We start from the raw sequence: 11,515 nt of genomic DNA, 5'->3' as shown, positions 1-11,515 counted from the left end.
GGGCTGACGCCCCTGGAGGCAGCTCAACAGGGAGCTGCAGCATGACCACATCCACCCACTCTCATAAGGCCTGGACCGGCAAAGGGGGTCACGTCACAACCAATCCGCCTTGCTGACATCAAACCCTGCCTCCTTCGCCAAGGCAACTGCCGCATCAAGGTCTGCAGCACCCTTGAACTTCTCTTGTAGCCCCGCATCATCCTTGAGCTTGGCAAGTAGGGCTGAAAGTTGCTCTTCTGACATCGGGTGGGAGTGATAAGGGGTGTATGGGTTCATTATCGCCGACTTGCCCAAGACCCGTCTTCACTCCTCAGCACCAGCACACACAGCCACTCCCATAGCCACCACGCTCTGCCAGCACCTCCCCCAAACGTACTTCGCCCGCCCCGCCGAAGCCGCCGCACCCGACCTCATCGGCTGCCTACTGGTGAAACAACACGCCAACAGCATCCGTGATGGCGACAGGGAGCGAAGTATCTGGTAGCTGCGGTGGGGGAATATGTGTATCAGTAGAGCTCAAGAATGAAGATGGCTTTGCTGTGGGTGGAATATTTGAGATTTCTTTTGGCAGGCAAAGCGGGTCAGAATTAGCAGCAGAAGTGGGTGATGGTGCCGGGTATTGGAAGCCGTATAGGGCGGTCTGAGCGTGATTGAAGAAACAAGAAAACCTATGTTAACAGGGGGCTTTTGGGGTGAGGCTTACACAAGCGTCAAAAGCACTTGTTGGCGCAGGGGCTACTTGAGTTGAGTTTACACAAATTAAGTTTACACAATTATCAAAAGCTTGCGATCCCCCGCCCGCTACGTCCTTAAGTTCCTCATCGCTGAGTTCAGCTTTGCTTGCCTGATACTTCAACCAATCAGCCTTGTTTACATCAAATCCCGCATCCTTGGCTATCGCCACTGCCGCATCAAGGTCTGCAGCACCCTTGAGTTTCTCCATAAGCACTGCATCATCCTTGAGCTTGGCAAATAGGGCTGAAAGTTGCTCTTCTGACATCGCTTAGCGGTGCTAAAGGGTGAATAGGTTCATTATCGCCGACTTGCCCAAGACCCGTCTTCACTCCTCAGCACCAGCAGACACAGCCACTCCCATAGCCACCCCTACATCCCAGCCCTCCCCCAAGCCTTCTTCGCCCGCCCCGCCTAAGTCGTCGCCTCTGAGTTTATTGACTGCCTGCCTGTGAAGCGCAAACTCCATCTGCGATAGCGACAGGGAGGAAGTATTGAGTAGTTACGCTGAGGAGATAGATGTATCAGTAGAGCTCAATATTGAAGACGTGTTGCTATACTGCGGGTGGAAATTGTTGAAATTATTTGCGGCGTAATAAGCGGCTCAAGTTTAGCGGTGGCGATGGGTGATGGTGCCAGGTATCGGATGGCTTTTGGGGCTGTTTGAGGGTGGTTGAAGAAATAAAAAGCCCCTGTTGTGGCAGGGGCTTGTGGGGTTAAACTTCTTAAAAGCATCCAACCTAACACAATTGTAGGTCTATATAACAACTAGCTGTGTAAGCACCACACGACGCTCTAGCACCACCGAGAAACTCCAGCTCCTCATCACTGAGCTTCCCCATTCCTTGTTGATACCTCAGCCAATCCGCTTTACTCACATCAAACCCTGCTTCCTTTGCCAGAGAAATAGCAGCATCAAGGTCTGCAGCACCCTTGAACTTCTCTTGTAGCCCAGCATCATCCTTGAGCTTGGCAAGTAGGGCTGAAAGTTGCTCTTCTGACATCGCCTGAAGGTATTGAGGGGTGAATGACGCCATTATCTCCTACTCGCCCACGACCCGTCAGCACTCCTCAGCACAACCTCACAGAGCCACTCCCATAGCCACCAAGCCCTCCAAGCTCTCCCCAGCTCCTTGTTCGCCCGCCCCGCCGAGCAGGTTGCCCCCGAGCTGATTGGATGCCTGCCTGTGAAGCGCAAACTTCATCTGTGATAGCGACAGCGAGCGAAGTATTTGGTAGAAGCGTTGGAGAAATAAATGTATCAGAAGTGCTCAAGAATGGAGATATCTGGCTTTGCTGTGAGTAGAAATAGTTGGGGTTTATTTGGGCATAAAAGCAGCTCAAGTTTGGCGGTGGAGGAGAGAGATGGTGCCAGGTATCGGATGGCTTTTGGGGCTGTTTGATGGTGGCTGAAGAAATAAAAAGCCCCTGTGGTGGCAGGGGCTTTAGGGGATAAGCTAGGATGTAGGATACTCGTTGTAGTAGTAGTCAGCCGGATCCCCTCCGATAAGCGGAGCTCCACCACTATTCGCTGAGCTCCAACCCCCAGCCACACCCTCTCCCAGCTCCTCATCGCTGAGTTCAGCTTTGCTTGACTGATACTTCAACCAATCAGCCTTGTTTACATCAAATCCCGCATCCTTGGCTATCGCCACAGCAGAATCAAGGTCTGCAGCACCCTTGAGTTTCTCCAGAAGCACTGCATCATCCTTGAGCTTGGCAAAAGGGCTGAAAGTTGCTCTTCTGACATCGCTTGGCGGCTCTTCTGAGGGGTGAATGGTTTCATTATCGCCTACTCGCCCACGACCCGTCAGCACTCCTCAGCACCACCTCACACAGCCACACTCATAGCCACCACTTTCTCCCAGCCCTCCTCCAATCCTTCTTCGCCCGTCCCGCTGAGCTGGTTGCCCCCGAGCTCATCGGCTGCCTGCTGGTGAAGCGCCAAGCGGATGGCGAGTTGCTGTGGGGCGTGATTGTGGAAACGGAGGCGTATTCCCAAGACGACCCGCCACACGCGGCTACCGCCGCCGCTCCCCCAGCAACCAAACGATGTTTGGTGAGCCAGGGCGGTTTTATGTGGTTGTGACTTATGGGATACACCACTGCGTCAAAAGAGTCACTTCTCTGTCCGTTGCAGATAGCCACCAACCTTTTGAGAAAGGTCTGAATAAGTTCCTAGCTCGCTGATGCGACCACCGGAAATTACGGCGATCTGGTCGGCCGACTCAATAGTGGACAAACGGTGAGCTATAGCAATCCGCGTGATGGCCAGGGATTCCAGAGTGCGAGTAACGGCAGCCTGGGTGGGAGCATCCAGAGCGCTGGTGGCTTCATCCAGCAACAGCACCTTGGGCTGGCCCACAAGTGCTCGTGCCAGAGAGAGACGTTGACGTTGGCCACCAGAAATGCCCATCGCTCCCTCACTAATTATGGTTTCCAACTGCATTGGCATCCGCTCCACATCAGTAGCCATTGATGCCTGATCAAGGGCCTTCCAAATCTCTTCATGGCTATAAGCCCTACCCGCACGCACAACTTCGTAAATTGACCCAGTAGGCAGAGGTGCGTTCTGAAGCACCACGCCCAGCTGGCGACGGTAATGACGCACAGACAACTGGCTAAGATCAACGCCGTCAATATTGATCACGCCTGCCTCAGGTTCCATCAGCCGAAGCAAGCAACGTAGAAGAGTTGTTTTGCCGCAGCCTGAGACCCCAGTAATTGCGGTATAACCTCCCTGCGGGATGGTCAGATTGATCTCCTCAAGCAGAGGTTGCGGAGCATCTGGATAGCGCACTTGAAGGTTGACCAGCTCAATTTTCCCAACCACCTCATGCATCTGAGTGGCCTCCCCTGAACCCGCTTCAGGGCTAGCAAACATCACTACACAGCTGCGCTTCCATAGCACCACCAACTTAGCCACAGTGTTAGCAACCTGCACCGCAAGAGCTGATAACTGGCTGTTGAAAGAGATATAGGCTGCCTGAAAAGCAACAAACGCGGCCACTAGTTGGTTTGCACCCAATGCTCCAGGACCACCAGCAATCGAGGGTTGGGTCTTGGCCTGATGCAACATCAACACCAAGGCAACAAACATCACAACTTGCCCAAGCGGAGTGAGCACACGAGCAAGGATCTCCAAGGAGTCGTTCGCGAGCGACACACGACGAACCAGCCCGCCAAGACCCACCACCTCACGGATCCACTGCTCGAACACAAAGGGCTCACTGCCACTAACTCGAATCTGCGGCATACCCACCACCGCCTGTAAACCCATGTCACTCACGCGAGCCTGTCCCTCTTGCAGGGGTTGTTCAAACTTTGCTGCCTGTAATACCAGCAAGACCATAACCACCGCACTAAGTAGACTAAATGCAGCAGCCACCAAAGCCAGCTGGCTCTGATAGACAAACATCATGATGAGATTAGTGATTGAAAACAACAAGCCGAGTCCTGCAGTCAGAAGACCGCTACTCACAAGTTGACGCATCTGACTAATCGAGCCAACCCGGGCAAGAAGGTCTGCGGTACCGAGCTTCTGGAAAAACTGCAATGGCAGACGCAGCAGATGGCTCCACACCCCAGCCTCAAGTCGCAGATTCACTAGGGACTCCATCCGTACCATTGCCAAACTGCTAAAGCCCTGTGAAACCACAGTGCACAATGCAATCAAAAGTACTACCAAGGAAGTCTCAACAAGAAGTTGTAGATCCCCAAGCGGCAGAACGGTACCAACCAAAAACGAAGTAAGCGTAGGGATGCTGAGGTTAAAAATCGCAACCACCAGGGCACTAAATACGACCAACAACAGCGGAGATATATTTGTACCCAATCCAAATCGAAGCAACTGCCAAAGCGAATTCAGCGGGACTGGCAGGGATGCATAGAGCTCGTAGGCATACGGCTTAAGTGCCAACCCAGTATCCAAAGGTTGCCTTTGGCCGCTCAGAGGATCAAAAACAACGGTCTTTGCTCCCAGCCGATGGACTGAAAGTGGCCGACCATCGGCCTTAGCGAAAACAATCAGCATGGCTCGCGTTGAGCGAACCAAATCTGATGGAGTTTTAACATCGCGATGGGCGATGTTATTGGCCTCCAACAGAGTGCCGAAATCACCCTTTACAAAAGCAATTTGTCTTTTATCGCCTAGTATCAACATGGCATAAGCCAAAGCAGTACAGGCTGGATCCCCTCCCCCAGCGCTGAGTAGCCCTTCGTGAGGCAAATCCTGCTGAACAATAGATATTCCGCGGAGAAGAGCGTCCTGGCGTGTTTGAGAAAGCGTCATGAGTTTGGCCCTCCAACGACACTGAACAACTCGGCTTCCAATAGACGCTGGTAAAAGCTCCCAGATTGGGCCAGCACGCCTGGTGGACCCTGTTCTACCAACTGACCTTGATCAAGCACAATCACCCAGTCGCTAATCTGCGCTCCATACATTCGATGAGCCACTGTCACCAAGGTTCTTGGCTGGCTTTTAACTGCAGTAAGAATCTGTCGCTCACGACGATCATCCAGGGAACTGGTTGCCTCATCCATCAGCAGCAAGGTGGGCTGACGCAGCAGTGCCCTGGCAATCTCAACACGCTGGCGTTGTCCGCCACTGAGATTTCCACCACCTTCACCCAAATGCGAGGACAGAGCTCCAGCACCACCGAGATCGTCGAGCAGGCCTGCCTGATTCAAAGCAGTCAACGCTTCAGCGGAACTAAAACGAGGATCCCACAGGCTTAAATTCTGCTCTAAGGTAGCAGGAAATAGAAACACATCCTGGGAGACAAGGGCAATCGAATTGCGCATTGTGGGATCGTCCCAGTCAAGCCAATCACGACCGTCATAAAGGATAGATCCTTGAGTGGGCCGATAAAGGCCAGCTAGCAAACGCAACAACGTGGACTTACCGGATCCACTACCCCCAACAATTGCTAAATGCTGACCAACTTCAAGAGTAAAGTTGATGCCAGAGAACATTAAGGGGGTCGTTGAGCTGAACTGATAACCCAATTCACTTAGCTCAATCCGTCCAGACAGCTGACGCTGGTCATCCTTCACATCAGAAGTGATCCTAAAACTGCGAACCATCGGATCAACATCGCTATCAATAACATCGTTGATACGCCCCACATCACCATCGAGCTGCTGTAGCTGATTGCTGAGCAGACTTAGCTGCTGCAGTGGTGCTTGAATCATGCCCATCAGAAATTGAAAGGCCATTAGTTCACCCAGAGTATTCTGGCCCAAAATGATCAAGACACCGCCAAGCAAGATGACTCCGCAACGCAGCAGGAAGCCAGAAGTAGAGCCAACAAAGCCCACCACAGCACCGGCAAGAGACTGTTTTTGCAATTCAGCCAAGGCGTCATTGAAGTTTGCAGACCATTGCATAAAGGATTCATTTTCTAGCCCGCTTGCTTTGATACTTTCAACGCATTGAATCACATAAATGCCCGTGCCCTGAGCTTTTCCCTGGAGCAGCGCTAACTTATAGTTGTCACTTTTACGCATTTCCCTAACCCATAGGGTGAAAACCGAGTTGCCACCCGCAATCAAAATTGTGAACAATGATAACCAAGGAGAAATCAACAGGCCCACAACGAGAGCAATCAGACCAGACCCAAGTGACAGCACAAAATCGATGACTCCACTTACGCCGAGCTGCACAAGCGAAAATGGAAGTATCAGCCTGGTTGCCAGCTCTCCACTCATACGCTGAACAAAATAGCGATAGGGCAGGCTGAATAGAGAAATATAGAGCAAGCTGCTAATGCGCTTGAGCAATTGATTGGCAAGGCTGCGTAGAATCAGCTTTTGCAGGTTAAGCATGCCAATCAGCACCACAACAGCAACTGATGTAATCCAGATCACCGGAATGCCGATGTTTGCGCGCCCTTCCTGTAGAAAGCCATCAATAAACTGGCTGGTAGCTCCCGCCATGAATAATTCTGGCAGCGCTCCAAAAAGTGAAACCAAGGCAAGCCAGGGCAACAGGCTGCGGTAGGGGGCAAGCAAGCTTGGTACCCAGCGATAGAGGCTTGGATCCCGACCTCCTGGACTGAAACCAGCGCCTGGCAGAAGCTCCAGCGCAATACCGGTGAAGCTTGTCTGAAATTCTTCCCAGTCGACGCTACGCCGGCCACAAGCAGGATCACTCAGATAAGCCCGTCCAGGTTCGAACCCCTCAAGCACTAAAAAGTGATTGAAATTCCAGAAAATGATGCAAGGAAATACCCCCGAGGAGCGCAGATCTTCGGCACTGCGGCGATACGCTTTGACCTCCAACCCAGTGCTTTGAGCTGCCCGCTTCAGCTGCAAAGCGGTCACACCATCACGGCTAATCCCACAGAGCTCACGCAGCTGGGCCAAAGGCAGAACTTTGCCCCAGTAACCCAACACAATCTTGAGGCTGGCGGCACCGCACTCCACCGCTTCGTACTGCAGAACAGTGGGTGTGACAACCCGGCGAGGAGTTTTCATGTGTTGTCAACCACCAATCCAAAGGCACGCTTCAGCGCGGGCATCACAAACTCGATCGGTCTCAGGTGCACAGTAGTGATCTGCACGTCAGCCAAGCTGGTAATTCGCACTGGCTGCGGAGGTCGCCGCCCAGAACTCCAGCGGTAACAGCCATAACTACGTGCTTGGTTACATTCTGATGGCGTAGATTTCTCTAGCTGTACCCGCACTAGATAAGGAGAAGGGACACTCTGCTGAATCGGGGGCACCAAAGCGCGACTCTGTAGAGCACCCAACAGCCCGTCACTATCGAGAGGTTGCTTACTCACCTCAATCACTTTCCCAGGGATGCCTCCATACTGAGCCCTAGATATACCTTTGGGAGTAACTAATACCGACATACCTTCTACGACCTGTTGCGCAGTGGCGGGATCCAAGAACACTGGAATAGTGCCTGGAAGATAGGGTGGCGTTGTGGTATAAATAAATAACTCTTGGCCCTGTTTCACAAAACTACCGTTAAAAAAGTTTCGACTTAAAAGGTAAATACCCTTAACTGGGGCAAAAACAGTTGTCCGGCTTAAGTATGTAGCCAATTGGCCTTGCAGCTTATTCCGACTATCAAGATTTGAAACCGATGCTTGCTTCGACTGCTCGATCTGGTCATCGCGACTAATTTTTGTGTTGAGCTGCGTCGATTCAGCATTGAGCAACTGGCTTTCAAGGGAATTGATGCGCGACTGCTCTTCCAATACAGCAGTGCCCGGCAGATATCCTTGCTTCCAAAGCTTCAAGTAGCGTTGGTATAGCTCTCTCCTTTGATTAAGCTCCCTCTCAATGGATGAACGCTGATTTGCTTGCAAAGCATTGAGGCCTCCCAATCGGCCTGCACGCTCAATTCTGCCCGTTTGCTGCTGACGCAACATGCTTTCTGCGGGCAAAGTGCTGACCAGGGCCGAGGTCAATTGCTCCTTGGCAGATTGATCCTCAATTCGGGCAAGTACGGTCCCTCCCGGATAGCTCACAACTGGTGGCGCTTTGTCCAGTTCTGTCTTTCCTGTTTGCATAGGTAAAGATTGAACTGGGCTCGATAGGTCAAGAACCAGACCCTGGCTTGGAGCCAAAGCCAACTCAACCAATGATTTTAATCTAGAGGCATCGTATACCTCTGTATATAACGAGCCTGATTGAATAAGTCCAAGCTGGCGTAGCACGTCATTACGCTCCCTCTGCTCTTCAGGCAAAGTGTTAGGCCCAAACCCACTTACCTGGTAGTGCAGGATTCCGGAGGTAGGAGCTTCCAAACTTCTGATCTGGCTGCGCGGTGTAGTACACATACACACAAAGACACCGATGCCATTAACTTGGACCGGCACCCGAGCAAACACAGCCCACACCACGCCTAGTCCCGCAATGGACGCCGCAGCAATAGCTGTCAACCTCACTGGCAAAGGTAAAAATGATGCAGGCTTAGTTGCATCGGCTCCAGCCCGAAGCCGTTCCAAGGCAACTTTCTCAAAAATTCCGAAACGATCCGCTGCACGACTCGAAGAAGAACTTTCCTCGGTTGTCTGGCTAGGGTTGGAATCAGGGTCTGGCGATGTCATCGATCGAGGAGCGGAGAGGGGGTACGGAGCTTGTAGAAAGGTCTAAGATCGGTTTACTGCTCAGCCATGTTGCATATTTTTCATTGCTTGCGGAGCGTGACAACCCGCTGATTAAGCAACGGTTGGGTGTTAGCTGGCCAACGGGCTGAGCTACGAAACAATGCCGCAATCGAACCGTTGTAATCCCTCACAGATGAAGCGTAATTACTGGCTGCATTGATGGCCTGATTCAATGCCACTACCAATGAAGACATATCACTCACACCTACATCGAATCGCGCACGCACCGCGGCTGCTGCCGCTCGAGCCGAGGTAACCTGAGCTTCACTACTCTTCATGGCCAACTGACTGGTTTTGTAAGCCGTATATGCCTGCTCCACTTCCCGGGTAACAATCAAGCGATCTAGGGCTGCCTGATCGCTCGCTCGCCTGCCGAGTGCTTTCTGGACCTCTGCTTGAGCCGCGTTTATGCCGCCATCAAAGAACTGCCAAGTAAAACCCAAACCGAAGGCTCCACTCAAGCTGGTGCTGAGCTCATTGCTAGTGAAATTGACCTGCTGCTGTGACGACTGGGTCAGATCACTGTTTATATTCCCATATTGTCCATTCGCACCCAGGCTGAAACGCGGCCAATAAGTGTTGAACAGTGCAGTTGCACTCCAGCGCGCACTAGCTGCTTCGGCCAGACTTGCTTTGATTTCCTCACGCAGATTTAGGGCCTGTTCAATAGTTGGCTGCAAGGGCTCAGGCCAATCACCCAATGCCTGTAAACCATCACTCGGGGTCACAAGAGTTCCTGGTGGCATAGCAATTGCCTGAGCAAGGCGCGAAGAAGCATCAATGAACTGGCGATAAGCAGTGATTAATGTACTCAGGGTCGCAAACTGCTGAGTGCGAATCTGCTCAACATCGGCGATATTAACTAGTCCATTGTTGAATTGAGCTTCTGTTGTCTGGACCTGGCGCGTTGTTGCCTTGAGAATATCGCCGTATGCTTCTATCAGCAACCTCTGCTCCTGCAGGTTGTAATAGACTTGCTGGATTTCAAGGACAAGGTTACGCGCGCTAACGTCAAACAACAATTGCTGGCGTTTAAGGTTCTCACTTGCTGCGTTAATGCTTGATCCTCTACTGGGGTCAAAGAATGTCCAGCCAACAGTGAGGCCAATATTGGTTGCTGTTATGGCGGAATTAGAGCTTGATTCCCCTTGAGCAGGAAGCCCATCATCGCGAAGAGTGCTAGTGCTGGAACCGAAGCGACGACCCGGCACAAAAGGTTCTGAGGATGCACTCAGCGTTGGATACCACTGTCTCCTTACGGCAACAAGATTCCATTGTTGGCCTTGAATCTCAGCATAAGTTGCAGCCAACTGAGGGCTATTGAGTAGCCCCATCTCTAGTGCCTGAGAGAGAGTAAAACTTTTGCTACGCGCATCGAGCTCAGCCTGCAATTCTCTCAGCTGGGCCTCCAGCTCACCGGTCAGGGCTTGAGGACGCACCTGGGGAGCAGAGAAACCCTCAATCTGATAAACAGACTGGGCGCATAGCGGTTGCGCAATTAGAACTGGTAGCATGGCAAATATGCCATGCCATTTTTTGATCATAATATGCCCATAAATTGGAAACTTCCCCTAATTTTATCGCTACGAGCACCTAAATGTCAATTCAATAAAATCAACATGTTAGAATGGCTATTGCAGTATGTAATTGTAAATATGCGTGGTATCAAAAGTTCCATTTTTAGCCACACGGCACATCAGCCCTCGACGCATAGCATGCAGAACCAGCAATAGATACGGTCAATTTACGCGTGTTGCCGCGGTTCCAAAAGCAGTCTCCTACTCCAGCGAGGACTCGCTAGACATCGATCATCATGGCAATTGAGTTCGATAAGCCCCATAGAAATCTTCTTGATTTATCACGCAATAGCGCAGGCCTTGGCCAGTCAATACCAAGCCTACTGAAAGGCTAAGGGCATCTTATGTACAGCCGCACAATTGCCGTGCTGATGTCATGAAAGCAAGTTGTATTGCCTGCCATAATTCTTACCCAAATAGTATTAAATGAGACTGGAAGGCCGGAGACGCTAGAGGAATAATTGAAGCCACCACTCCAATCGATCTTCTATCTAAAAAACATGTTCAGTTATTTTAGTGACTATTTTATCCACTGGCAGCCCGATAGTTCTTGCTGCCTTTAGCGCTATACTAGTCGCGCAAAGGTTTCGGCGCTCTTCACTCGATCTTAAGCAAATAGCTCTAGAGAGAACCAGCAATCTTCGCGAAGCCAATATGAAACTTGAAGACGAAAAGGCGACTTCAGACCCATACAAAGAGGCGAATATACTATTTGCCGATATTGCTAATTTTACGCCCTTACCTTAGGAACCGTCTCCTAGCGATTTAATCAAAATGTTATCTACTTTCTTTACTCATTTTGGCGCGCCTACTCTCAAATTTGGTCCTGAAAAAGCAAGACGATTGGTGATTCCTTCTGGTTGCAAGCAGTTTACCTGTAGCAGTTAATACTCATGCAGCATTGATCGCCGACCTTGCTCTGGCTATGCAGGATGAAACGATCTTGATTAATAAGCTACCAAGCCGCACACTTAGTATTCGAATTGGTATCAACTCTGGTCCGGTGGTAGCTGGCGTCATTGGTCAGAAGAAATTCATTTACGACCTTTGGGGCGAAGCCGTCAATGTTGCATCGAGAATGGA

The 11,515-nt window shown here is 51.2% G+C and carries 10 protein-coding genes; 2 read left to right on the top strand and 8 right to left on the bottom strand.

Going from position 1 to position 11,515, the window contains the following annotated elements; all coding sequences use genetic code 11:
* Positions 1-93 precede the first annotated feature (93 nt).
* The 4 genes from KBY71_RS12670 to KBY71_RS12655 all read right to left on the bottom strand — a co-directional run bounded on the left by KBY71_RS12670 (position 94) and on the right by KBY71_RS12655 (position 2,549).
* Entirely contained in the window at positions 94-243 is a 150-nt protein-coding gene (locus tag KBY71_RS12670) for a Nif11-like leader peptide family natural product precursor (RefSeq protein ID WP_315858561.1), read from the bottom strand.
* A gap of 430 nt (positions 244-673) precedes the next feature.
* Complete coding sequence (locus KBY71_RS12665; protein WP_254929256.1) at positions 674-1,000, bottom strand: Nif11-like leader peptide family RiPP precursor; 327 nt, start codon at positions 998-1,000, stop codon at positions 674-676.
* Positions 1,001-1,472: 472 nt separating this feature from the next.
* Positions 1,473-1,736 (bottom strand): Nif11-like leader peptide family natural product precursor, encoded by a 264-nt coding sequence (locus tag KBY71_RS12660; protein WP_254929255.1) that lies wholly within the window; start codon positions 1,734-1,736, stop codon positions 1,473-1,475.
* Positions 1,737-2,189: 453 nt separating this feature from the next.
* Positions 2,190-2,549, bottom strand: a complete 360-nt coding sequence (locus KBY71_RS12655; RefSeq protein WP_315858560.1) for a Nif11-like leader peptide family RiPP precursor — start codon at positions 2,547-2,549, stop codon at positions 2,190-2,192.
* Positions 2,550-2,668: 119 nt separating this feature from the next.
* Between KBY71_RS12655 and KBY71_RS12650 the strand changes: the two genes are divergently transcribed.
* Positions 2,669-2,821 (top strand): hypothetical protein, encoded by a 153-nt coding sequence (locus tag KBY71_RS12650; protein WP_396095447.1) that lies wholly within the window; start codon positions 2,669-2,671, stop codon positions 2,819-2,821.
* Positions 2,822-2,851: 30 nt separating this feature from the next.
* Here the strand turns inward: KBY71_RS12650 and KBY71_RS12645 are convergent, their stop codons facing one another.
* The 4 genes from KBY71_RS12645 to KBY71_RS12630 all read right to left on the bottom strand — a co-directional run bounded on the left by KBY71_RS12645 (position 2,852) and on the right by KBY71_RS12630 (position 10,399).
* Positions 2,852-5,023, bottom strand: coding sequence for an ATP-binding cassette domain-containing protein (locus KBY71_RS12645; protein ID WP_254929254.1), 2,172 nt, complete (start codon positions 5,021-5,023; stop codon positions 2,852-2,854).
* Positions 5,020-7,209: an ATP-binding cassette domain-containing protein gene (locus KBY71_RS12640; protein ID WP_254929253.1), complete on the bottom strand. Its 2,190-nt coding sequence runs from the start codon at positions 7,207-7,209 to the stop codon at positions 5,020-5,022. The genes KBY71_RS12645 and KBY71_RS12640 overlap by 4 nt, the downstream gene beginning before the upstream one ends.
* Positions 7,206-8,795 (bottom strand): hypothetical protein, encoded by a 1,590-nt coding sequence (locus KBY71_RS12635; RefSeq protein WP_254929252.1) that lies wholly within the window; start codon positions 8,793-8,795, stop codon positions 7,206-7,208. The genes KBY71_RS12640 and KBY71_RS12635 overlap by 4 nt, the downstream gene beginning before the upstream one ends.
* A gap of 80 nt (positions 8,796-8,875) precedes the next feature.
* Entirely contained in the window at positions 8,876-10,399 is a 1,524-nt protein-coding gene (locus tag KBY71_RS12630) for a TolC family protein (protein ID WP_254929251.1), read from the bottom strand.
* 934 nt (positions 10,400-11,333) lie between these two features.
* On the opposite strand from KBY71_RS12630, the gene KBY71_RS12625 reads away from it, so the two are divergent.
* Positions 11,334-11,515 (top strand): adenylate/guanylate cyclase domain-containing protein (locus KBY71_RS12625; RefSeq protein WP_254929250.1); only part of this gene is annotated, 182 nt, incomplete at its 3' end.

The organism is Cyanobium sp. T1B-Tous (genome assembly GCF_024345475.1).
In the GTDB taxonomy this organism is placed as follows: domain Bacteria; phylum Cyanobacteriota; class Cyanobacteriia; order PCC-6307; family Cyanobiaceae; genus Cyanobium_A.
Note: the sequence above shows the minus strand (reverse complement) of the source record. Positions and strands in the feature narration are given on the sequence as shown.

Excerpts from the sequence above, each read along its gene's own strand:
- KBY71_RS12670 (WP_315858561.1), bottom strand. The coding sequence starts at position 243 with ATGTCAGAAGAGCAACTTTCAGCCCTACTTGCCAAGCTCAAGGATGAT.
- KBY71_RS12665 (WP_254929256.1), bottom strand. The coding sequence starts at position 1,000 with ATGTCAGAAGAGCAACTTTCAGCCCTATTTGCCAAGCTCAAGGATGAT.
- KBY71_RS12660 (WP_254929255.1), bottom strand. The coding sequence starts at position 1,736 with ATGTCAGAAGAGCAACTTTCAGCCCTACTTGCCAAGCTCAAGGATGAT.
- KBY71_RS12645 (WP_254929254.1), bottom strand. The coding sequence starts at position 5,023 with ATGACGCTTTCTCAAACACGCCAGGACGCTCTTCTCCGCGGAATATCT.
- KBY71_RS12640 (WP_254929253.1), bottom strand. The coding sequence starts at position 7,209 with ATGAAAACTCCTCGCCGGGTTGTCACACCCACTGTTCTGCAGTACGAA.
- KBY71_RS12635 (WP_254929252.1), bottom strand. The coding sequence starts at position 8,795 with ATGACATCGCCAGACCCTGATTCCAACCCTAGCCAGACAACCGAGGAA.
- KBY71_RS12630 (WP_254929251.1), bottom strand. The coding sequence starts at position 10,399 with ATGATCAAAAAATGGCATGGCATATTTGCCATGCTACCAGTTCTAATT.